Raw genomic sequence first — 20,813 nt, 5'->3', positions numbered from 1 at the left:
TTTAATCAATCTATAAAATGATAACCATGGGAAAAATGAACCATAGCTTTTTTGAGAAATTTTCAAACTGGGCTGTAAAATTTACAGGAAGTCCGTATGCTTTTATAGGAGCTTTTCTTATTGTAGTAGTATGGGCAGTTTCAGGACCTTTTTTTGACTATTCTGAAACCTGGCAGCTGGTAATTAATACTGGAACTACAATCATTACTTTTCTGATGGTATTTCTCATTCAGAAAGCTCAGAACAAAGACTCAAAAGCCATACAGATCAAACTCAATGAGCTTATTGCGGCTCACGAAAAAGCAAGCAACCGGATTGTGGATATTGAAGATCTTACAGAAGCAGAGCTGGATCAGCTTCACGTCTACTATGAAAAGCTGGGTGAGCTTGCCAAAAAAGATGCGGATATCCATACGTCTCATTCCATTGATGCAGCACAAAGGAACCATGATTACAAATATGAGTTCTTTAAAAGAAAACATGAAGAATGGATGCAGAAACAGGAACATAAGAAACAGAATTGAAAATTTTCTAAATATTTTTAAATATTATGATTTTTTTTAATTCTCCCATTGGTGTTATTATGGATTTTAGTGTTTGTTTTTAATTTTTAATCTTGTTTTTAGTGTTTGTTTTGATAAATATTTACTTTTATTTTAAAAAAAACATATGAAAGCAAAATTATTTTGTTTGCCGGTATTGCTGTTGGCAATATCTGCAAATGCACAATGGAGCAGAGGATTGCCTCAGCAGAAAATAATAAAAAAGAGTGATCATTCTGTTTACTACAAGCTTGATATTGATCAGATAAGAACACAGTTGCTAAGAGCTCCTAAAATGGGTGAAGGTTCTCCCATCACGATCAATATTCCTACTCTTGAAGGTAAAATAGAGAAATTTACAGTCAACAGTTTTCCGGTAATGGATGAAACCTTGGCTAATAAATACCAGTTGGGTTCCTATGTCGGAATTGGCGTTGATGATCCTATTAAATATATCAGATTCAGTGTTGCTCCCCATGATTTCCAGTCTATGATGATTGGTGCCAACGGTCAATATGAATTTATAGAACCAGCCACATCTGATAAGGCTTTTTATTCCGTACATGGAAAAACTAATAAAAGCGGACATGCATTTGCCTGCTCTACAAAAGAAGATAAAGAAACTGTAGCTAATCTTGAAAAGCTCAAGAATATTGGAGCAGCAGCAAAATCAAATAATAAAACCTTCCATACCCTTCGATTGGCCATGTCTGTTACGGGTGAGTATACCGCCTATTTTGGTGGTGTTGCTGGCGCACTAGCACAGATCAATGCTACTTTATCAAGAGTAAACGGTGTATTTGAAAAAGAATTTAATCTGCATGTTAATGCGATTGATGCTCCTAACCTGATCTTTACTGACGCCGCTAACGATCCTTATAGTGATTCCAGCCAGATGTGTAAATGGAATTATGAACTGATGAATACATTGCATGGAGGGGCTTATGGTGTTACAGATACTAGTTTTGATATCGGGCACCTGTTCGGAGCTTCTGGAGGAGGAGGAAATGCAGGCTGTATAGGCTGTATAGGGAGTAATGATACATCTACAACTATTGATCCTGATTGTAATAATTCACCTTCTCCAAATAACTACAAAGGAAGCGGTTTTACCTCTCCAGCAAATAGTATCCCAATGGGAGATACTTTTGACATAGATTATGTAGCTCATGAAATAGGACATCAATTGGGAGATAATCATACCTACAGTTTTAATGAAGGAACAGGCGTATGTGTGGAACCAGGATCGGGATCTACAATTATGGGCTATGCCGGGATTACAGGTGCAAATACTGATGTTCAGCAAAATTCTGATGCCTATTTTCATAGTGTAAGTATTGATCAGGTACAGGCTAATCTTGCTGCAGTAACTGTTGATGTGGAAACACCAATCACCAATAATCCACCTGTTGTAACCGCAATGAATACAACCTATACGATTCCTAAATCCACAGCATTTGTACTGACAGCATCAGCAACAGATCCGGATGGAGATGCTCTGACTTATTGCTGGGAACAAGTGAACTCGAGTAGTTTGGCTAATGGGGTAACCAAAACTAATATTGGAAATACAAGTTCAGGAGCAAGCTTCAGATCCTGGATGCCTACCACCAATCCTACCAGATATTTCCCTAAACTGGCAACCGTATTGGGAGGAGCTGTAAAAAATACAACTGATTTTGAAGCAGCAAGTACAGTGGCAAGAACTACGAACTTCCGCGTGACGGTAAGAGATAACAAACCAGGAGGACAGGCTCAGACGGCTTATGCTACCCAGACTGTAGTTGTGGGATCTGCAGCCGCATTTACTGTAAATACAACATCATTGACACCTAATGCCAATTCTGTAATTGCATGGACCGTTTCAGGAACAACAGCATCTCCATATAATGTAGCTAACGTAAAAATTGATTATACTGCAGACGCCGGAGCAACCTGGAATGACCTTGTTGCATCAGTTCCAAATAACGGGTCGGCAAACGTTTTCATCCCTGCATCTTTAGCAGGGAAAACGATTCACCTGAGAGTTTCAGCAATCGGAAATATTTTCTACGCTGTGAAGCAGGCTACCGTCTCAAGTCTACTGGCAGTTTCTGAAGCTGGAAATGTGAAGTCTGTTAAGATCTATCCAAATCCTGTAGAAGATGTGTTGAATGTGATGAATGTCTCTTCCAATGCTTCTTATGAAATTTTCAATGCTCCGGGGCAGATAATTGCAAAAGGAACTATAGGAGAGGGGAAAATTAATGTAAGAACTCTTGTGAAAGGAGTCTACTTTATTACCATCAATAATAAGGAAGAGAAAAGTACAACCAAGTTTGTGAAAAAATAATCCAGTAAAAAATCAAAATAAAAAACCTCTGAGTCATCAGAGGTTTTTTTATGGTTTGTATTATCTCATAAAATAGTTGAAATAACTACAGCTTCCCATTAAGTTCTTCGTTGTTTCAGTATCAGAATACTGAGCTTTCAACTGGGCAAAATAGGTTCTGTATTTCTGGTTTTTAAGATTGTCCATTTCCTTTTGTCTGGCATCTTCTTTTTCAGACCATTTAGGATCAGAATAATCGAAATCTTTTGGGGCTTTTGCTTCATACTGGTAATACTTGCCTTGTTCAGCACTTGCCATCTGGAATAAGATTCTTGCTTTTTCCTCTTTATTATTGGAAAGCTTAAGGGCTTTTTGATAATAGTTGATTGACAGGTCAAAATTATCAGGCTCAATATAAGAAGTATCAAGGAAGTTTTTGTAATAATACTTGTAAGGATTCTTTTGATTTGTATTCCAGAAGTCATATTTACCTCCGTTGGTGTTGTCGATATCCATGACAAACAATTGGCGATAATATCCTAAAATAGAAGTATTGTACAATAAGTTTCCGATCAGTTGATTGGCTTTTGCTGCTTTTTCACCTGTTCCGTTTCCGATCTTTTTCAGTTGAATCAGTGCATCTGCCAGCTCTAGTTTGTCCATGCTTGTTTTGATGAAAGGGAAATCAGTATAGTTTTCTGCTTTCATGCTTTCCGTATCAGGACTTCCGAAACTTTCCCACACATTATGTCCGAAGACAAGGTTTGAAATATTTTTAAACCCGTTGTATTCTGCAGGAGCATATTGTTTTGGAGTAATGGTCTGACCATTCTTTTCTGTCCATTCGTAATTTTGTCTTGGAATCCCGGCAAAGTTTTTTGCTTTTTCATAATAAGCTTTTGCCTTTTCAAAGTCGGCAAGTCTCATCGCTCTGTCACCATAAATGGTACTGAAGAAAGCATCAATGTTACCTACGCTGTCCATATTTTTGGCGATAATCTGCTGCTCAAACTGGGTTTTATTTGGCTTTCTGTAAAACTCTTCCACGCTTTTTACCAGACTGGAGTTCGGATTGTACTGCAGATCTGAAAGTTTATTGTTCATCAGGAATGATTTTCCGTCCTCTCCCTGAAGAAAATAACGGTTCGCAATAACATCTTTAAGGAAATCTGCAGTAGAAGGGACTTCACCATAATAATCGAAATTATCGGTAGTTGCTGTATCTTTCACTACTTTTTTCTCTACAAAGTATTCTGCATAATCTTTCATCAGATGGTCTTCATAGTCTGCATCAATTTTCGGCTGAGAAACAATGTCATTCAGAACTTTCATCCTTTTGATTTCCTCCAGATATTCCGGATTGGTCGTTTTGATGTCATTCAGAATTTCAGAACTTTCTTTATAGTCTTTCTTTAAAAACTTAAGATATGCATCTGCAATCTGCCAGTATTCATCTTTAGACTTTTCTTTTGTTTTATCTGTGAATTTTTCCAGGTCGTTAAGGAAGTCCTGTGTTTTTTCATCATAATAATAGCCCGTTCTGTTGTAGAATGGAATTCTGTCCGGATTGCTGAACAGCTCATCATCACTTTGATCTGCTTTAGCATTGTCACCTTTTTTGTCAGATTTGGAACCTCCGAAAAGGTTTTTGAAGAACCTTACAATTTTCTGCCAGAAAGAAAGCTTTTCTTCCTTTACTTCAGTTTTGGTTTGATCTGTAGTTTGAGCTTTTACGGTATTATCCGTTGAATTTTCTTTTGATGCTGCTTTTTGAGCCTCTGAAGTATAATAATAAGTAGGCAGGTAGCTTCTTTCAAGCTCATTGATACTTCTGGCGGCCATTACCTTCAGAATCTCAGAATCAGGATTGATTTCATACATCTTTTCCATCATTGGAATAGGATTGTTGAAATCTTCATAGCCTAAAAGAAAATAAGCCATATTCTTTTCCTCATTCGTATGGGCTCTTTTCATAATGTTGCTGAAAGAGGCAGTATCTGAAAGCTTCATAGAAACAAATGCAGATTCTTTACGGTCTTTGCTGTTCATGAATACCTGAAAGAAGTTCCAGTTGGCATCACTGTTCATTTCCATTCCTCTTTGTGCTCCTGCCAATTGGTCCAGAGACATGAAGTAGACTGTTCCTTTTAGTTTGATGGGAGCGACATACGTTTTGAAAGCCTGTACTGCAGAATCATAATTTCTTGTATAATGATTCAGACGTACCAGCTGATATCCGTAACGTTGTTTGATTTCAGGATTTCTCGCTGCATTGTATAAAGAGGTTAAAGCTGCGATCGTTTTATTGTAATCCAGAGCAGTAGCATTTTTTCTGTTGGCATCCCTGTCGTAATAGAATGAGTTTTCACTTTCTATATAATTGATGCTCATGTAGGGTTCAAGATATTTGGCTTCAATCAAATAATCAATGCCTTCCTTATATTTCTGGTAAAATCCTGTACCTAGTTTCTGTAAAAGAGGGTTGGTAGGATTTCCGTTCTTTAAAGCATTCAGGTCGTTCATGGTGATCTTATACACCAGATTCTGGGTTTCAGAATAGCTCAGCTGATTGTTGAAGAACTTTTTCCAGGTTTCCACATTGTCATCAGGAATCAATGCAGAGTTATATCCACCATAAAATCTGCTTGAATAATTGTGCAGAAAAGGAAGGTAAGCCTTGTCCTTGATGATGGTTTGCGTAAAAAGGTTGAAGTAATCATAATCAGGATCTGACCACGCACACGCGTCAGATTGTGTATAGAAAAGTGATACAACCGCAAGTGAAAGAATATACTTTTTCATAGGGTGTGTAGTGTTTTTTTAGTTTTAATATTGTATGATGGTTGGTTCAGGCAAGTGTGCCTCTATCTTTAAAAGATTAAAATTTCCGGTCTAACACAAATTTACTATCTAATTGATAATAAATAATATTAAAATGCGGGATTTTTTTCTGTAAAAACTCAATAACATCGTTAAGCTGTTCTTCGGAGATTTCTTCTACCTTTATTTTAAAGCCTTTGTTTAAATAACTTCCAAAGTAGAATCCGTCTTTCATGACTTCAACTTCGTGATCTGAGATCTTTTTGAAATGGGAGTTTTCCAGGTCTCTTTTTGATAAGGCATTAATGAGTTTATGTTTTCCTAAATGGTTGGTAACAATTCCCCATGAATAAATTGGAAGTGCCACTTCAACTTTTTTGATAGGGTAATCTTCCATCTTTGAAAGATAGCTTTTCAGAATATTCACATCCAGAATAGAATTCTTATCAGATTTTTCCAGAGGTGATGAAGTGGAGTAACACATCAGATATACCTTTTCCACAGGAGGAATTCCGGTTTGCTTTTTATCTTTCACCTGATGAAGGCGAAGCGTACAGGTAATTTCTTTTCCGGAGACTCTTTTGAGTTCTTTCAGAAATTTAAAATAATCATTCCTTGTTCCGGCTGTCCAGTCACAATCGATTTGAATTTCATTATGGGTTTTGAGATGATATTCTTCTGCTTTCTTTTGGATTAAAAGATGAATGCTTTCTGCCAGAAATCTGATCTCTTCTGATGAGATACCCAACAAGGTCTGATTGGTAATGAAAACTGTAGGAACAATCTGTTTGTCTGTCTGAAAACTCTGATCCTTGGTGATGACTGCAACAGGTTGAAATTTCCCATTCACTTTATCCACATCAAAGAATCTGGTGTACAAATAAGGAATGGTAGCTTTATCTAATGCTTTCTTTTCTGTATTGTCAAGCTTCAGTTTGGTTTTCCAGTAATAAAACGTGTAAGGATGATTCTCCTTTCTGTTGCATGATACAGTAAGAAAGAGGAGAAATAGAAATAAAATTTTTAAATGCTTCATTGGTGTAAATCACCCTTTAAAATTAAAGATATTTTGGCAGAATATAAACCGTAAAATCCCGGTGATTAAAGAATGATAGCTGATGATGCGAAGGTGAGCTGTTACAAATGTATAAAGGTTTTGCTGATGGAAAATTACAATAGTACTTTTTTACAATTATTGGGTGTTCCCAACAACAAGAAAACCACCCCTGATGGAATGGCTTTCTCTATATATTATTATACTACTTAAAAAATTCGCTTTCGCAGGTACAGGTTTCTTTATTGATGCTCTCAGTGGATGAGCAGCAGCCTTCAAGATTCTTAACATTTCCTTTTTCATCGGTAAGGTAAATCTTTTCTTTATCGAATTTCACGAAAAACGTTTCTTCAAATTTTTTAAAAACTACTTTCATTACCTTATTGGGTGCGTATTGACCAACATTGATTTCTTCTGTTGTTTCTTCTCCGCTGGCTTGATTCACCTGAACGTATCCAAAATGTACATCGCCATTATTTTTGAGATCCAGATAATAATGAGGAGTACCTGTGCCACTATATCCTTTCATGATATCAAAAGCTCTGTATCCAATAAAAGGAAGCTCTGTCTGCTGTGCCCACGTAAAAATACTGATGCACAGAATCATTACACTGAAAAACTTTTTCATAGATATTTTTTTCAAAAGTAAAGATTTTTAAGCAAAACAGCTACCGTAAAAAAACGGTTATTGTATTTTAGAATAACTGCTGGATTACAAAATAGATTACCTTTTAATTGTAACATCATGACAAAGCCACCCCAAAAGGAGTGACTTCTCTATAATTGGGTTAAAGTTGGATTAAAAAACAGTTGCTGCAAGTTGAATCCTTGCAAACTTATTGGATGGGTTCCACATCGCCATCATGGTTACAGGAAGACTGTAATGATCGGTAATCTTAACAACCTTTCCAGCCTTTACCCCTACATTTACAATGTCAAAGCTGTTTTGGCCATTGCCATATAAAAACGTTTTGTCGTTAAGAGCGAATCCTGCTCCTACAAATGCATCCAGATTGACTTTCTGCCCCTTAATAACAGGGTAGCTTGCCTGTACATAGGTAGAATATCTGTTCTTTTTGTAACTTCCATCAGCTTCCAGAATAACTTCTCCTGCATTGGCTCCTCCATACAGCATGATGTCAGCTTCAATATTGATCGGGAATGATGGTCCGAAAGTATAGTTGGTCCTTAAATCAATAATATGAGCAGTTCTTCTTTGTGAATAGCTGAAGATATCATCAGCAGCCACTTCAGTATTGATGTTTCGGGAGTTGTAAAGATCCCATAGTCCAATATAAAAACGTCCGTCAGAATATTGAATATAATAATTGATCTCTTTATAATGAGTGTTGTCTTTATCATCCGCCAGTGCTGATGCTCCCCAGATTCCTACCTTCCATTTTTTCTCTGCATCCAAAGCATACGACAGATTTCCCATCACAACGGGTTTATCAGTAATAATAAGACCTCTCCATAAATGATTGTTCTGAATGTTGGCTGTAAAATCAAGTCTTCCTTCTTTGGATTCCTTGGCTTCAGCACTTTCCTGTGAAAGTAGCTTTCCTGTTCCTAAAACAAGAAAGAAGATCCCTTTTAAGATTTTTCTCATCATGTGCTTATTTTAAAAATCCATATAATACTGCTGCGATAATAGCTCCGGTAATCGGGCCTACTACAGGAATCCACGCATAGCTCCAGTCACTGCTGCCTTTTACAGGTAAAATTGCATGCATAATTCTTGGGGCAAGATCTCTTGCCGGGTTAATGGCATAGCCTGTAGTTCCTCCAAGAGATAAGCCTATTGCCCACACTACAAACGTAACAGGAATTGCTCCAATAGAACCTAATCCTACTTTGGCTGTTGGATCTGCCTGTAAAGAAATACTTGGATCTGCAAAATAGAAGACGCAGAATACCAGTACAAATGTTCCGATAATCTCACTGATAAGATTGGAAGATGTTTTTCTGATAGCCGGACCTGTACTGAAACAGGCCAGTTTTGCACCTTCATCTTCTGTAATGGCAAAGTGATCTTTATGAAATAGCCATACTAAAAATGCACCCAGCATTCCTCCGATCATTTGGGCTGCAATATAAGAGGGAACCAGGTCCCACGAAAACTTTCCTGCTGTCGCAAGGCCAATGGTTACAGCCGGATTCAGATGGGCCCCACTTATTGGCCCTGCAACGGTTACTCCCACAAATACAGCCAGTGCCCATGCGGTAGTAATAACAATCCATCCGGAATTATTTCCTTTCGTATCTTTTAAGACAACATTGGCTACAACACCGTTGCCTAACAATATAAGAAGCATCGTTCCGATAACTTCTGCAATAAATGGGGTCATATAAGTTTTTTTTGATGAGTGAGTTAATCTTCTATCCAGCTTTGAGCGCTTTTTACAGCTTTCTTCCAGAAGTGGGTCATTTTATCCACCTGTTCTCTGTTTAATTGTGGGTGGAAGTCTTTGTCTACAATCCATTGTTCCTGGATTTCATCTATGCTTTTCCAGTATCCTACTGCAAGTCCTGCAAGGTAGGCTGCTCCAAGAGCGGTAGTTTCCAATGTCTTTGGTCTTGTTATTTTAAATCCAAATAAGTCAGACTGAATCTGCATCAGAAGATCACTTGCCGAAGCACCACCGTCTACTCTTAATTCAAGACTTGCTCTTCCTGAATCGGCTTCCATTGCTTTTACAATATCATAAACCTGAAATGCAATTCCTTCCAGTGTTGCTCTTGCGATATGGGCATCAGTAGTTCCGCGGGTAATTCCTACAATCGTTCCACGAGCATATTGATCCCAGTAAGGAGCACCAAGGCCAGTTAATGCAGGAACAAAATAAACGCCTCCATTATCTTCTACAGAAGCAGCCAGTTCATTCACCTGATCAGAAGAATGAATAAGCTTAAGACCATCTCTTAGCCATTGGATAGCAGCGCCTCCTACGAATACACTTCCTTCCAGAGCATAATTGACTTCGCCATTAATTTTCCAGGCTACTGTTGTAAGAAGGTTGTTCTTAGAAGAAACAGCTTCTGTTCCTGTATTCATTAGCAAGAAACATCCTGTTCCGTAAGTGTTTTTTACCATTCCCGGAGTGGTACACATCTGCCCGAATAAAGCAGCCTGCTGGTCACCGGCAATACCCGCGATTGGAATTTTGGTAGAGAATAGAGTAGTAGCGGTCTCTCCGTATATCTCACTGCTTTGCTTAACTTCAGGAAGAATATTTTTAGGAATGTCAAATAATTCTAATAAATCATTATCCCATTCTAAAGTATGAATATTAAGAAGCATTGTTCTGCTGGCATTGGAAACGTCTGTGATAAACATTTTTCCACGAGTCAGTTTCCATACAAGCCATGTATCAACAGTTCCGAAACATAATTTTCCTTCTTCGGCTTTCTGTCTTGCTCCTTCTACATTATCAAGAATCCATTTTAATTTGGTGGCAGAAAAGTAAGCATCCAGAACCAGTCCTGTTTTTTCTTTGATCGTTTCTGCATGTCCCTGATCTTTCAGTTCGTCGCAGTATTTTGAAGTTCTGCGGTCCTGCCATACAATAGCATTGTAGATGGGTTCGCCGGTTTCTTTATCCCAAACAATGGTAGTTTCACGTTGGTTGGTAATTCCGATAGCGGCAACTTCCAGTCCGGAGATTCCTGCCTTTGCTATAATTTCTGCTGCTACGGAGATCTGTGAAGACCAGATTTCGTTTGGATCGTGCTCTACCCAGCCTGGGGTGGGAAATATTTGTCTGAAATCTTTTTGAGATACATATTCTATTTCTCCACTATGGTTGAAGAGAATCGCTCTGGAGGAAGTTGTTCCCTGATCTAGAGCGAGGATAAGCTTTTCATTCATGTATATAGTGCTAATTTAGGTTGATAACTTTAGGGGAATAAGGCGTTAATAAATACCCTCTTGCCAATTCAATGAATTCATTTTCCTGCTGATGAGCCCATTCTTCAGAATATCCTTTTTCTTCAGCAATGATTCTTGCTACATGATGTGCGCTGTCTATAGCAGCTCTGGCATCCAGGAATAATAAACGTACTCTTCTTGCCAGAATATCTTCTATGGTTTCTGCCATTTCAGCTCTTACAGCCCATACTATCTCTGCTACAGTGAAAGGGTGATCCGGATGGATCTTCTGAGCGTAACGCGGATTGCTTTGTTGCAAGGCTTTGATAGAAGGAATATCAGATCCGTAAACATATAGGTGGTTGGTTCTGTCTACCTGTTCTGGTTTTACATTTCCATGGATAGAAAGATGTTCCGTTTTAGACGGGCTATTTCCCAATCTGTGAACTTTCATTGCTTCATCTACGGTGTCTTCTGCCATTTTACGGTAGGTAGTCCATTTTCCTCCGATAATAGAAACTAATCCGGTTTCTGAAGTAATAACTTTATGGCTTCGGGAAACCTCTTTGGTGCTTTTGCTTCCATCTTTAGGAGCAGCAAGCGGACGAAGACCTGCGAAAACGGATTTCACATCTTCACGCGTTGGCTTTTTAGCCAGATATTGTCTTGCTGTATTTAAAACAAAACTGATTTCTTCTTCCAGTGCACGAGGCTCAAAGCTTTCATCCTTTAAAAGAGTATCGGTAGTTCCTACCAAGGCTCTGTCATGCCATGGCACAACAAATAAAACCCTGCCGTCTGATGTTTTCGGAATCATGATAGCATCATCGCTTTTCAGGAAGGATTTATCCAGAACAAGGTGAATTCCCTGGCTTGGTACCACCAGTTTACCATGCTTAGGGTTATTCATATTAAGAATATCATTTGTAAATACACCGGTAGCGTTGATCACTACTTTACCATGGATCTGATATTGCTGTTTGGAAAACTGGTCTTCTGCAACGACACCTATTACTTTATCAGAAGCATCTTTCAAAAGGTTGATCACTTTCACATAGTTGACAGCGCTTCCTCCTTTCTCAATGATTGTTTGGGTAAGGTTAATGGCAAGTCTTGCGTCGTCAAACTGTCCGTCCTGGTAAACAACACCACTCATTAAATGATTTTGTTCAATAGTAGGAAGCTTTTCAACTGTTTTCGCTTTGCTGATGTATTTCGTTTTACCCAGGCTTAGTTTTCCCGCAAGGAAATCATAAACAGATAAACCTATCTTATAGTAGATTCCTCCCCACCATGTGTAGTTCGGAATAATGAAAGACTGATTTTTTACGATATGAGCTGCGTTCTTTGCTAAGAGTCCTCTTTCCTTTAATGCTTCTTTTACCAATCCGACATCTCCCTGAGCGAGATATCTAACTCCGCCGTGTACCAATTTGGTACTTCTGCTGGATGTTGCTTTTGCGAAGTCATGAGATTCAAGCAATAAAGTTTTGAATCCTCTGCTTACCGCATCTAATGCTGAACCTAAACCACTGGCTCCTCCTCCTATGACAATAAAGTCCCATTCTTTTACATTGGTTAACTTATTGAGTTCTTCGTTTCGTTTCATAAATGTTTCGTTTATGTTTCGTTTTCAAATATATAAATTAAAAATGAAAGCAAAAAGAAAATAAATGAAATTTTAAGATGTCGAAAAAAAACGGTAATTTTGATGAAACGAATAAAATGGAAAAGCTATTACCAAGGCAGGATGAAATACTTAAAGAGCTTGATGAGAAAGGACATGTACTTGTTCAGGATCTGTGTGAAAAGCTCAATGTTTCTTCGGTTACGATCCGAAAGGATCTGAACTATCTCGAAAGCCTGGGGCTTCTTTTCAGAAATCATGGAGGAGCAAGTAAGCAGGTAAGATATGCTTATGAAAAAAATGTAGGGGAGAAAGAAAGCATCAATGTGGAAGCGAAACAGGCTATTGCCAAAGCAGCATTGTCATTGATTCAGGAAAACGACTGTATTATACTGGCGTCCGGAACAACAATGCATTATCTTGCCAGGATGCTGATGAACTTTGGGCCGCTTACGGTATTGACATCTTCTTTACGGGTGGCTATTGAACTTTGTAATAATCCTAACATTAATATTATACAGTTGGGAGGCGAGGTGCGAAAAAGCTCTACTTCTATAGTGGGTTCTATTTCTGAAGGAATTCTAAAACAGTTTTCATGTAATAAACTTTTTCTGGGCGTAGACGGGATTGATCCAGAGTTTGGAATCAGTACTTCCAATGCTGCAGAAGCTCATTTGAATCAGATTATGATGGAATGTGCAGATCAGACAGTGATTCTTGCTGACTCTTCCAAATTAAATAAGAAAGGATTCGGGAAGATTGCAGGTTTAGATCAGGTGGATTATCTTATTACGGATAGTGGTATTTGTGCTGAAGACATGGCCGGACTGGAAGAAGTGGGAGTGAAGGTGATGGCTCAATAAGATCTTCATCTTAATTTCTTTTTCAAAATCAAAATAAATCTTTGGGAAATTGGTTCTGAATTTTTTCAAAATCATCTAATTGATTAAAAATCAAAATATTTTAGTCGAAATATTTGTCAGTTACAAAATTATTCATACATTTGCACACTCATTTTAGGGGCGTAGTATGCCTATATCAAAAGTAGAAATTACTTCAGACTTCCGAAAAATGGTGATAAATAAAGGATAAATTTTATTATAATATAAACAATGTCAGGTATTATTGGTAAAAAAATCGGTATGACGTCTTTGTTTAACGAAGAAGGAAAAAACATTCCTTGTACAGTTATTCAAGCTGGTCCATGCTCGATTTTACAGGTCAGAACCTTAGAAAACGACGGTTATACAGCTGTTCAGTTAGGTTTCGATGACAAGAGTGAGAAGAACGTTGGTAAAGCGTTAGCTGGCCATTTTAAAAAGGCTGGTTCTGCTCCTAAAGCTAAATTAGTAGAATTCCACGTAGGATTTGCTGATGCTAAAGTAGGAGAAGAAGTAAAAGTTGATCTATTCGCTGAAGGTGAATATGTTGACGTAACAGGAACTTCAAAAGGTAAAGGCTTCCAGGGTGTTGTTAAGAGACACGGATTTGGAGGTGTAATGCAGGCAACTCATGGTCAGCACAACAGACTTAGAGCTCCAGGTTCTATCGGTGCTGGTTCAGACCCTTCAAGAGTATTCAAAGGGATGAGAATGGCTGGAAGAATGGGAGGTAAGCAGGTAACTGTTCAAAACCTTCAAGTGTTAAAAGTTGATCAAGAACAAAATCTTTTAGTAGTAAAAGGTGCTGTTCCGGGAGCTAAAAATTCTTATGTAATTATCAGAAAATGGAACTAGTAGTATTAAATACATCAGGAAAAGAGACCGGAAGAAAAGTAACTCTAGACGAAACAGTATTCGGAATTGAGCCAAATCAGCACGCGGTTTACTTAGAAGTTAAGCAGTATCTTGCTGCTCAAAGACAAGGTACTCATAAAGCAAAAGAAAGAAGCGAAATTACTGCTTCTACTAAAAAGCTTAAGAAGCAAAAAGGATCAGGATCTGCTAGATACGGTGATATCAAATCTCCAGTATTCAGAGGTGGAGGTAGAGTATTCGGACCAAAACCAAGAGACTACAGATTCAAATTGAACAAAGCTCTTAAGAGATTGGCTAAGAAATCTGTTTTATCTCAAAAAATGAGAGACAACAGCATTAAAGTTTTAGAAGATGTGAGCTTTGACGCTCCTAAGACTAAAGATTTCATCAATGTATTAAATGCATTGGAACTTAACGGTAAAAAATCTTTATTCGTTCTTCCTGAAGCTAACAAGAATGTGTATTTATCTTCAAGAAACTTACCTAAAACTAAAGTAATGAACTTCAACGAGATCAGTTCTTACGATTTAGTAAACGCTGGTGAGATCATTTTCTTCGAAGGTGCAGTTGAAAAATTCCAGGAAAATTTAAAGAAATAAATCATGTCAGTTATTATTAAACCAGTTATTTCAGAAAAGGCTAATTACCTTACAGATTTAAGAGGTTCTTATTCTTTCTTAGTTAACCCTAAGGCGAATAAAATCGAGATCAAAAAAGCTGTTGAAGCAGCTTACGGTGTAAAAGTAGCAGACGTTAACACAATGATTTATGCTCCGAAGGTTTCTTCAAAGTACACTAAAAAAGGTCTTCAAGTAGGAAAGACAAATAAATTGAAAAAAGCGGTAATCAAACTTGCTGAAGGTGAGGTTATCGATATTTTTGCTGTAAATTAATTATTAATTATAAATAATAGTAATGTCTGTTAGAAAATTAAAACCTATCACCCCGGGACAGAGATTCAGAATTGTAAACAATTTTGAGGAAATTACTACCAACAAACCAGAGAAATCTCTAACAGTTGGTATTAAAAAGTCAGGTGGACGTAACCAAACAGGTAAAATGACCATGCGTTACACCGGAGGTGGACACAAAAAGAAATACAGAATTATTGACTTCAAAAGAAACAAAGCAAACGTTGAAGCAACTGTAAAATCTGTAGAATACGATCCAAACAGAACTGCATTTATCGCTTTATTAGAGTACGCAGACGGAGAGAAGAGATATATCATCGCTCCAAACGGTATCAAAGTTGATCAGAAAGTAGTATCAGGAGAAAGCGTTGAACCAAACGTAGGTAACGCAATGAAATTGAAAAATATTCCATTGGGTACTGTAATCTCTTGTGTTGAAATGAAGCCTGGACAAGGTGCAATTTTAGCAAGAAGTGCTGGTTCTTCAGCTCAATTAACTTCCAGAGATGGTAAATATGCAATCATCAAGTTGCCTTCAGGAGAATCAAGAATGATCCTTACTGAATGTATGGCAATGATTGGTTCAGTTTCCAACTCAGATCACCAATTAACTGTATCAGGTAAGGCTGGTAGAAGCAGATGGTTAGGTAGAAGACCAAGAACAAGAGCGGTTGTAATGAACCCAGTAGATCACCCAATGGGTGGTGGTGAAGGACGTTCTTCAGGAGGTCACCCAAGATCTAGAAACGGTAAACCGGCTAAAGGTTACAAAACTAGAAAGAAAAACAAAGTGTCTAACCGTTACATCGTATCTAAAAGAAAATAATTATGGCAAGATCACTTAAGAAAGGACCGTTCATTCATCATACTTTAGATAAGAAGGTTCAGGCAAATATAGAGTCTGGTAAGAAGACAGTTATCAAAACTTGGTCTAGAGCATCTATGATCTCTCCGGACTTCGTAGGACAAACTATTGCTGTACACAACGGGAAATCTTTTATCCCGGTTTACGTTACAGAAAACATGGTTGGTCACAAGTTAGGCGAATTTTCTCCAACAAGATCTTTCAGAGGTCATGGTGGTAACAAAAACAAAGGAAGCAGATAATCATGGGATCAAGAAAACAAGATAGTTCAATCGCAAGAAAAGAAGCTAACAAAGACGTTGTAAAAGCTTCATTAAATAATTGCCCGTCTTCTCCAAGAAAAATGAGATTAGTTGCTGATATCATTAGAGGAGAGCAGGTAGACAAAGCACTTTATATCTTAAAATATTCTAAGAAGGATGCTTCTAACAAGTTAGAGAAATTACTTCTTTCTGCTATGGCTAACTGGCAAGTGAAAAACGAAGGTGCTGACATCGAGGAAGCAAACCTTATCGTTAAAGAAATATTTGTGGATAGTGCAAGACAATTGAAGAGACTAAGACCAGCTCCACAAGGTAGAGGGTATAGAATCAGAAAAAGATCTAACCACGTTACATTAATCTTAGGTAACAAAGAAAATTAATCAAGGTATGGGACAGAAGACAAATCCAATTGGTAACAGATTAGGTATCATCAGAGGATGGGATTCTAACTGGTTTGGTGGAAACGATTATGGAGACAGAATCGCTGAAGACTATAAAATCAGAAGATACCTTGAAGCTAGATTATCTAAAGGTGGTATTTCAAAAATTTATATTGAAAGAACTTTAAAATTAGTTACAGTAACTATTACTACTGCTAGACCGGGACTTATCATCGGTAAAGGAGGTCAGGAAGTTGATAAATTGAAAGAAGAGTTGAAGAAACTTACAGGTAAGGATATTCAAATCAACATTTTCGAAATCAAAAGACCTGAATTAGATGCTGTACTAGTTGCTGATAGTATTTCTAAGCAAATTGAAAACAGAATTTCTTACAGAAGAGCTGTTAAAATGGCAATGGCAAGTACTATGAGAATGGGTGCTGAAGGTATCAAAGTTCAAATCTCTGGTAGATTAAACGGAGCTGAAATGGCAAGATCAGAATCTTTCAAAGAAGGAAGAATTCCATTGTCAACTTTCAGAGCTGATATTGATTACCACTGGGCAGAAGCTCACACTACTTACGGTAGACTAGGGGTTAAAGTTTGGATCATGAAAGGTGAAGTTTACGGTAAAAGAGAACTTTCTCCACTAGTGGGACAACAGAAAAAAGGAGGTCAGTCAGACAGAGGAAACAGAGGAGGAGACAGAGACAACAGAAGACCTAGAAAAAACAACAACAATAACAATAATAATTAAAATTTTAGATTAGAAATTTTGAATTTTAAATTACCGTTACTTTTTTAAAATTAAAAAAAATCTAAAATCTAAAATCTAAAATCTAAAATTTAGAAATTATGTTACAACCAAAAAGAACCAAATTCCGTAGAGTTCACAAGATGAAGATGAAGGGGAATGCCCAAAGAGGTAGTCAACTTGCTTACGGAACTTTTGGGATCAAAGCAACGGAAGGAGCTTGGATCACTGCAAGACAGATTGAAGCAGCTCGTATCGCTGCGACAAGATATATGAAGAGAGAAGGTCAACTATGGATCAAAATCTTCCCAGATAAGCCAATTACTAAGAAACCAGCGGAAGTACGTATGGGTAAAGGTAAGGGTGCTGTTGAATATTGGGTAGCTGTAGTAAAACCAGGTAAAATTATGTTCGAAGTTGGAGGAGTTCCTTACGAAATTGCGAAAGAAGCTCTTAGACTTGCTGCACAAAAATTACCAGTAGTTACTAAATTCATCGTTGCTAACGATTTTGTTAAACCTCTATAATCTTTGAATACAATGAAAAATGCTGATATTAAAAATTTAAGCGCGGGTGATATTCAAGCTCAATTAACTGAAGCAAAAGCTCAATATTCTAAATTGAAATTGGCTCATGCAATCAGCCCAATTGAAAACCCGATTCAAATCAGAGATTTGAGAAAAACAATCGCAAGACTAAACACTGAGTTAACTAACAAACAATAATTTCATTTTACAATGGATAGAAATTTAAGAAAAGAAAGAATCGGAGTGGTTTCCAGCAATAAAATGGAAAAAACTATTGTTGTTAGTGAAACTACAAGAGTAAAGCACCCGATGTACGGTAAATTCGTTTTGAAAACGAAAAAATATACTGCACACGACGAGAACAACGAATGCACAGAAGGTGATACAGTTTTGATCCAGGAAACTAGACCTTTGAGCAAGAGCAAGAGATGGAGATTAGTAAGAATCATTGAAAAAGCTAAGTAATAATGTTACAAACAGAATCAAGATTAAAAGTTGCTGATAACACAGGTGCTAAAGAAGTACTAGTGATCAGAGTTCTGGGAGGAACCAGAAGAAGATATGCTTCAGTTGGTGATAAAATCGTTGTTACGATCAAGGATTCTACACCATCTGGAAACGCTAAAAAAGGTCAGGTATCTAAAGCTGTAGTAGTAAGAACTAAAAAAGCAGTAAGAAGAAAAGATGGTTCATACATCAAATTCGACGACAATGCTTGTGTATTACTAAACGCAGCGGGAGAAATGAGAGGAACGCGTGTTTTCGGACCAGTTGCTCGTGAGTTGAGAGACAAAGAATATATGAAAATCATTTCATTAGCTCCTGAAGTACTTTAATTTTTAAAATTTTTAAAAGAAATGTCAAAGTTAAAAATAAAAAGAGGAGATAACGTAATCATTACTACTGGTAAGAAAGATATCAAAGGTAAGACTGGTGAAGTTATTGAAGTGATCAAGAAAGAAGGTAGAGACCCAAGAGTAATCGTTGCAGGACTTAACATCGTTAAAAAACACGTTAAGCCTTCAGCTTCTAATCCTCAAGGAGGAATTACTGAAAAGGAAGCTTCTATTCATATCTCAAATGTAGCTTTAGTTGGTAAAGACGGAAAAGCTATCAAAGTAGGTTACAAAATCGAAGGAGATAAGAAAGTAAGAATCAACAAAAAAACGGGTGAAACTTTATAATTTTAAATAACACATGGAATATATAGCAAGACCCAAAAAAGCATATAAAGAGACAATTGTTCCTGCAATGATGGAAGAATTCGGGTATAAGTCAGTAATGCAAGTACCTAAATTAGAGAAAATCGTTGTATCACAAGGTTTAGGTGATGCTACTGCAGACAAGAAAATCATTGATTATGCTGTAGAAGAGCTTACAAATATCACTGGTCAAAAGGCTGTTGGTACAATCTCTAAAAAAGACGAAGCTGCTTTCAAATTGAGAAAAGGAATGCCGGTAGGTGCTAAAGTAACATTGAGAGCTGACAGAATGTATGAATTCTTAGACAGACTTACTGCTTCTGCTTTGCCTCGTATCAGAGATTTCTCTGGAATCAAAGCTGATGGTTTCGATGGTAGAGGTAACTACAACTTAGGTATTACTGAGCAGATTATCTTCCCTGAAATCGTAATTGACAAAGTGAAAAAAATCCAAGGGATGGACATTACTTTCGTTACTACTGCGAAAACAGATAAAGAAGCTAAAGCATTATTAACTCACTTCGGTTTACCATTTAAAAAGAACTAAGAAATGGCTAAAGAATCAATGAAAGCGCGTGAGCGCAAAAGAGAAGCACTAGTTGCTAAATACGCTGCTAAAAGACAAGCTCTTAAAGAAGCTGGTGATTACGAAGGACTTCAAAAATTGCCTAAAAATGCTTCTCCTGTAAGATTACACAACAGATGTAAACTAACAGGTAGACCAAGAGGATACATGAGAACGTTCGGTATTTCCAGAGTAACTTTCAGAGAAATGGCAAACAACGGTCTTATCCCAGGTGTAAGAAAAGCTAGTTGGTAATAATTACTAATTAAAAATCGGAACAATTAAGTTGTCGAGATACTAAAGATAAAAATATCAGACCGAAGATTTCTGAAGTCTGATATTTTACTCTTCAAGTCTTTTCAAAACTGATTGTTCTTTAACCAATAATTTATAAAAGAAAAATGGTAACAGATCCAATTTCAGATTTCCTAACTAGAGTAAGGAACGCACAAAGCGCAGGCCACAAAGTGGTGGAAATTCCTGCATCGAAAATCAAAAAGGAGATTACTAAGATCTTATTTGATCAAGGGTATATCTTAAACTACAAGTTTGAAGATAACGCTGTTCAAGGAGTGATCAAAATCGCTTTAAAGTATGATAAGCAAACTAACAAACCAGCTATCAAGTCTATCCAAAGAGCTTCTAGACCAGGTTTGAGACAGTACAAAGGTTCTACTGAACTTCCAAGAGTACTAAACGGTTTGGGTATTTCTATCATCTCTACTTCTAAAGGAGTAATGACTGACAAGAAAGCTAGAGAAGAGAAAGTAGGCGGTGAAGTAATCTGCTATGTTTATTAATTTTTAATCAGAGGAAAATGTCAAGAATTGGTAAAGCAATTATAACAATTCCAGCTGGAGTTACAATCACTGAAAATAACGGTGTAGTAACTGTAAAAGGAGCTAAAGGAGAACTTTCTCAGGAGCTTACAGCAGGAATTACTATAGAACAGAAAGATGGTGAACTTAACGTAAACAGACCATCTGATTCTAAACAACACAAAGCACTTCACGGTCTATACAGAGCGTTAATCAACAACATGATTGTTGGTGTAAGTGCAGGTTTCGAAAAGAAACTTGAACTAGTAGGAGTAGGATATAGAGCTTCACACGCAGGTCAAAAACTTGAGTTAGCTTTAGGATTCTCTCACGGTATCGTATTAGAACTTCCAGGTGAAGTAAAAGTTGATACATTGACTGAAAAAGGTAAAAACCCAATTATTACTTTAACGTCTCACGACAACCAACTTCTAGGAATGGTAGCTGCAAAGATCCGTTCTTTCAGAAAGCCTGAGCCATACAAAGGAAAAGGTGTAAGATTCGTAGGAGAAATTGTTAGACGTAAAGCTGGTAAATCTGCTTAATAAA

26 protein-coding genes are annotated in these 20,813 nt (G+C 37.3%); 19 read left to right on the top strand and 7 right to left on the bottom strand.

Annotation, left to right across the window (positions count from 1 at the left end):
* Window positions 1-17 precede the first annotated feature (17 nt).
* On the top strand, window positions 18-524 hold the full coding sequence (locus tag ACMA47_RS09030; protein ID WP_413929523.1) for a low affinity iron permease family protein: 507 nt from the start codon (window positions 18-20) through the stop codon (window positions 522-524).
* A 145-nt stretch (window positions 525-669) separates the two neighbouring features.
* Window positions 670-2,874 (top strand): reprolysin-like metallopeptidase, encoded by a 2,205-nt coding sequence (locus tag ACMA47_RS09025; protein WP_413929522.1) that lies wholly within the window; start codon window positions 670-672, stop codon window positions 2,872-2,874.
* A 60-nt stretch (window positions 2,875-2,934) separates the two neighbouring features.
* Here the strand turns inward: ACMA47_RS09025 and ACMA47_RS09020 are convergent, their stop codons facing one another.
* The 7 genes from ACMA47_RS09020 to ACMA47_RS08990 form a co-directional block, all read right to left on the bottom strand.
* Complete coding sequence (locus ACMA47_RS09020; RefSeq protein ID WP_413929521.1) at window positions 2,935-5,655, bottom strand: hypothetical protein; 2,721 nt, start codon at window positions 5,653-5,655, stop codon at window positions 2,935-2,937.
* 76 nt (window positions 5,656-5,731) lie between these two features.
* Window positions 5,732-6,709 (bottom strand): hypothetical protein, encoded by a 978-nt coding sequence (locus ACMA47_RS09015; RefSeq protein WP_413929520.1) that lies wholly within the window; start codon window positions 6,707-6,709, stop codon window positions 5,732-5,734.
* Window positions 6,710-6,932: 223 nt separating this feature from the next.
* Window positions 6,933-7,355 carry a hypothetical protein gene (locus ACMA47_RS09010; protein WP_413929519.1) on the bottom strand — a complete coding sequence of 141 codons (423 nt, stop codon included), beginning with the start codon at window positions 7,353-7,355 and terminating at the stop codon, window positions 6,933-6,935.
* A 171-nt stretch (window positions 7,356-7,526) separates the two neighbouring features.
* Window positions 7,527-8,339 (bottom strand): hypothetical protein, encoded by an 813-nt coding sequence (locus ACMA47_RS09005; RefSeq protein ID WP_413929518.1) that lies wholly within the window; start codon window positions 8,337-8,339, stop codon window positions 7,527-7,529.
* A gap of 4 nt (window positions 8,340-8,343) precedes the next feature.
* On the bottom strand, window positions 8,344-9,075 hold the full coding sequence (locus ACMA47_RS09000) for an MIP/aquaporin family protein (protein ID WP_079240240.1): 732 nt from the start codon (window positions 9,073-9,075) through the stop codon (window positions 8,344-8,346).
* A 23-nt stretch (window positions 9,076-9,098) separates the two neighbouring features.
* On the bottom strand, window positions 9,099-10,595 hold the full coding sequence (gene glpK / locus ACMA47_RS08995) for a glycerol kinase GlpK (protein ID WP_309522550.1): 1,497 nt from the start codon (window positions 10,593-10,595) through the stop codon (window positions 9,099-9,101).
* A gap of 10 nt (window positions 10,596-10,605) precedes the next feature.
* A complete protein-coding gene (locus tag ACMA47_RS08990; RefSeq protein WP_413929517.1) occupies window positions 10,606-12,204 on the bottom strand; it encodes a glycerol-3-phosphate dehydrogenase/oxidase in 1,599 nt (532 codons plus the stop codon).
* A 116-nt stretch (window positions 12,205-12,320) separates the two neighbouring features.
* Between ACMA47_RS08990 and ACMA47_RS08985 the strand changes: the two genes are divergently transcribed.
* The 17 genes from ACMA47_RS08985 (at window position 12,321) to rplF (ending at window position 20,809) form a co-directional block, all read left to right on the top strand.
* On the top strand, window positions 12,321-13,085 hold the full coding sequence (locus ACMA47_RS08985; RefSeq protein ID WP_413929837.1) for a DeoR/GlpR family DNA-binding transcription regulator: 765 nt from the start codon (window positions 12,321-12,323) through the stop codon (window positions 13,083-13,085).
* 249 nt (window positions 13,086-13,334) lie between these two features.
* Complete coding sequence (rplC, locus tag ACMA47_RS08980) at window positions 13,335-13,958, top strand: 50S ribosomal protein L3 (RefSeq protein WP_413929516.1); 624 nt, start codon at window positions 13,335-13,337, stop codon at window positions 13,956-13,958.
* Window positions 13,949-14,578 carry a 50S ribosomal protein L4 gene (gene rplD / locus ACMA47_RS08975; protein WP_034694672.1) on the top strand — a complete coding sequence of 210 codons (630 nt, stop codon included), beginning with the start codon at window positions 13,949-13,951 and terminating at the stop codon, window positions 14,576-14,578. Before rplC ends, rplD begins: the two co-directional genes overlap by 10 nt.
* Before the next feature lie 3 nt (window positions 14,579-14,581).
* Window positions 14,582-14,872 carry a 50S ribosomal protein L23 gene (gene rplW / locus ACMA47_RS08970; RefSeq protein WP_002983204.1) on the top strand — a complete coding sequence of 97 codons (291 nt, stop codon included), beginning with the start codon at window positions 14,582-14,584 and terminating at the stop codon, window positions 14,870-14,872.
* A gap of 22 nt (window positions 14,873-14,894) precedes the next feature.
* Complete coding sequence (gene rplB, locus ACMA47_RS08965) at window positions 14,895-15,716, top strand: 50S ribosomal protein L2 (protein ID WP_027381305.1); 822 nt, start codon at window positions 14,895-14,897, stop codon at window positions 15,714-15,716.
* A gap of 2 nt (window positions 15,717-15,718) precedes the next feature.
* Entirely contained in the window at window positions 15,719-15,997 is a 279-nt protein-coding gene (gene rpsS, locus ACMA47_RS08960) for a 30S ribosomal protein S19 (RefSeq protein ID WP_002983209.1), read from the top strand.
* A 2-nt stretch (window positions 15,998-15,999) separates the two neighbouring features.
* Complete coding sequence (rplV, locus tag ACMA47_RS08955) at window positions 16,000-16,398, top strand: 50S ribosomal protein L22 (protein WP_002983214.1); 399 nt, start codon at window positions 16,000-16,002, stop codon at window positions 16,396-16,398.
* A gap of 7 nt (window positions 16,399-16,405) precedes the next feature.
* The gene (rpsC, locus tag ACMA47_RS08950; RefSeq protein WP_034694675.1) at window positions 16,406-17,155 is read left to right on the top strand and encodes a 30S ribosomal protein S3; all 750 of its coding nucleotides are present in this window, start codon (window positions 16,406-16,408) and stop codon (window positions 17,153-17,155) included.
* 98 nt (window positions 17,156-17,253) lie between these two features.
* Window positions 17,254-17,679 carry a 50S ribosomal protein L16 gene (gene rplP / locus ACMA47_RS08945; RefSeq protein ID WP_034694677.1) on the top strand — a complete coding sequence of 142 codons (426 nt, stop codon included), beginning with the start codon at window positions 17,254-17,256 and terminating at the stop codon, window positions 17,677-17,679.
* Between the two features lie 12 nt (window positions 17,680-17,691).
* Window positions 17,692-17,877: a 50S ribosomal protein L29 gene (rpmC, locus tag ACMA47_RS08940; protein WP_034694678.1), complete on the top strand. Its 186-nt coding sequence runs from the start codon at window positions 17,692-17,694 to the stop codon at window positions 17,875-17,877.
* Window positions 17,878-17,889: 12 nt separating this feature from the next.
* Window positions 17,890-18,144, top strand: coding sequence for a 30S ribosomal protein S17 (gene rpsQ / locus ACMA47_RS08935; RefSeq protein ID WP_027371715.1), 255 nt, complete (start codon window positions 17,890-17,892; stop codon window positions 18,142-18,144).
* A gap of 2 nt (window positions 18,145-18,146) precedes the next feature.
* Window positions 18,147-18,515: a 50S ribosomal protein L14 gene (gene rplN / locus ACMA47_RS08930; protein ID WP_002983226.1), complete on the top strand. Its 369-nt coding sequence runs from the start codon at window positions 18,147-18,149 to the stop codon at window positions 18,513-18,515.
* Window positions 18,516-18,536: 21 nt separating this feature from the next.
* Entirely contained in the window at window positions 18,537-18,863 is a 327-nt protein-coding gene (gene rplX, locus ACMA47_RS08925; protein ID WP_029297774.1) for a 50S ribosomal protein L24, read from the top strand.
* A gap of 13 nt (window positions 18,864-18,876) precedes the next feature.
* Window positions 18,877-19,428 carry a 50S ribosomal protein L5 gene (gene rplE, locus ACMA47_RS08920; protein WP_062673609.1) on the top strand — a complete coding sequence of 184 codons (552 nt, stop codon included), beginning with the start codon at window positions 18,877-18,879 and terminating at the stop codon, window positions 19,426-19,428.
* A 3-nt stretch (window positions 19,429-19,431) separates the two neighbouring features.
* Entirely contained in the window at window positions 19,432-19,701 is a 270-nt protein-coding gene (rpsN, locus tag ACMA47_RS08915; protein WP_002983233.1) for a 30S ribosomal protein S14, read from the top strand.
* Window positions 19,702-19,847: 146 nt separating this feature from the next.
* Window positions 19,848-20,246 (top strand): 30S ribosomal protein S8, encoded by a 399-nt coding sequence (rpsH, locus tag ACMA47_RS08910; protein WP_034694686.1) that lies wholly within the window; start codon window positions 19,848-19,850, stop codon window positions 20,244-20,246.
* A 17-nt stretch (window positions 20,247-20,263) separates the two neighbouring features.
* A complete protein-coding gene (rplF, locus tag ACMA47_RS08905) occupies window positions 20,264-20,809 on the top strand; it encodes a 50S ribosomal protein L6 (protein WP_034694687.1) in 546 nt (181 codons plus the stop codon).
* Window positions 20,810-20,813: the final 4 nt, after the last annotated feature.

It is taken from the genome of Chryseobacterium sp. T20 (genome assembly GCF_047345655.1).
GTDB lineage: Bacteria > Bacteroidota > Bacteroidia > Flavobacteriales > Weeksellaceae > Chryseobacterium.
Note: the sequence above shows the minus strand (reverse complement) of the source record. Positions and strands in the feature narration are given on the sequence as shown.

Excerpts from the sequence above, each read along its gene's own strand:
- ACMA47_RS08985 (WP_413929837.1), top strand. The coding sequence starts at position 12,321 with ATGGAAAAGCTATTACCAAGGCAGGATGAAATACTTAAAGAGCTTGAT.
- glpK (WP_309522550.1), bottom strand. The coding sequence starts at position 10,595 with ATGAATGAAAAGCTTATCCTCGCTCTAGATCAGGGAACAACTTCCTCC.
- ACMA47_RS08990 (WP_413929517.1), bottom strand. The coding sequence starts at position 12,204 with ATGAAACGAAACGAAGAACTCAATAAGTTAACCAATGTAAAAGAATGG.
- rpsH (WP_034694686.1), top strand. The coding sequence starts at position 19,848 with ATGGTAACAGATCCAATTTCAGATTTCCTAACTAGAGTAAGGAACGCA.
- rplW (WP_002983204.1), top strand. The coding sequence starts at position 14,582 with ATGTCAGTTATTATTAAACCAGTTATTTCAGAAAAGGCTAATTACCTT.
- rpmC (WP_034694678.1), top strand. The coding sequence starts at position 17,692 with ATGAAAAATGCTGATATTAAAAATTTAAGCGCGGGTGATATTCAAGCT.
- ACMA47_RS09015 (WP_413929520.1), bottom strand. The coding sequence starts at position 6,709 with ATGAAGCATTTAAAAATTTTATTTCTATTTCTCCTCTTTCTTACTGTA.
- rplD (WP_034694672.1), top strand. The coding sequence starts at position 13,949 with ATGGAACTAGTAGTATTAAATACATCAGGAAAAGAGACCGGAAGAAAA.
- rpsS (WP_002983209.1), top strand. The coding sequence starts at position 15,719 with ATGGCAAGATCACTTAAGAAAGGACCGTTCATTCATCATACTTTAGAT.
- rpsQ (WP_027371715.1), top strand. The coding sequence starts at position 17,890 with ATGGATAGAAATTTAAGAAAAGAAAGAATCGGAGTGGTTTCCAGCAAT.
- rplF (WP_034694687.1), top strand. The coding sequence starts at position 20,264 with ATGTCAAGAATTGGTAAAGCAATTATAACAATTCCAGCTGGAGTTACA.
- ACMA47_RS09010 (WP_413929519.1), bottom strand. The coding sequence starts at position 7,355 with ATGAAAAAGTTTTTCAGTGTAATGATTCTGTGCATCAGTATTTTTACG.
- rplV (WP_002983214.1), top strand. The coding sequence starts at position 16,000 with ATGGGATCAAGAAAACAAGATAGTTCAATCGCAAGAAAAGAAGCTAAC.
- rplN (WP_002983226.1), top strand. The coding sequence starts at position 18,147 with ATGTTACAAACAGAATCAAGATTAAAAGTTGCTGATAACACAGGTGCT.
- ACMA47_RS09005 (WP_413929518.1), bottom strand. The coding sequence starts at position 8,339 with ATGATGAGAAAAATCTTAAAAGGGATCTTCTTTCTTGTTTTAGGAACA.
- rplC (WP_413929516.1), top strand. The coding sequence starts at position 13,335 with ATGTCAGGTATTATTGGTAAAAAAATCGGTATGACGTCTTTGTTTAAC.
- ACMA47_RS09030 (WP_413929523.1), top strand. The coding sequence starts at position 18 with ATGATAACCATGGGAAAAATGAACCATAGCTTTTTTGAGAAATTTTCA.
- rplB (WP_027381305.1), top strand. The coding sequence starts at position 14,895 with ATGTCTGTTAGAAAATTAAAACCTATCACCCCGGGACAGAGATTCAGA.
- ACMA47_RS09000 (WP_079240240.1), bottom strand. The coding sequence starts at position 9,075 with ATGACCCCATTTATTGCAGAAGTTATCGGAACGATGCTTCTTATATTG.
- rplX (WP_029297774.1), top strand. The coding sequence starts at position 18,537 with ATGTCAAAGTTAAAAATAAAAAGAGGAGATAACGTAATCATTACTACT.
- rpsC (WP_034694675.1), top strand. The coding sequence starts at position 16,406 with ATGGGACAGAAGACAAATCCAATTGGTAACAGATTAGGTATCATCAGA.
- rplP (WP_034694677.1), top strand. The coding sequence starts at position 17,254 with ATGTTACAACCAAAAAGAACCAAATTCCGTAGAGTTCACAAGATGAAG.
- ACMA47_RS09025 (WP_413929522.1), top strand. The coding sequence starts at position 670 with ATGAAAGCAAAATTATTTTGTTTGCCGGTATTGCTGTTGGCAATATCT.
- rpsN (WP_002983233.1), top strand. The coding sequence starts at position 19,432 with ATGGCTAAAGAATCAATGAAAGCGCGTGAGCGCAAAAGAGAAGCACTA.
- ACMA47_RS09020 (WP_413929521.1), bottom strand. The coding sequence starts at position 5,655 with ATGAAAAAGTATATTCTTTCACTTGCGGTTGTATCACTTTTCTATACA.
- rplE (WP_062673609.1), top strand. The coding sequence starts at position 18,877 with ATGGAATATATAGCAAGACCCAAAAAAGCATATAAAGAGACAATTGTT.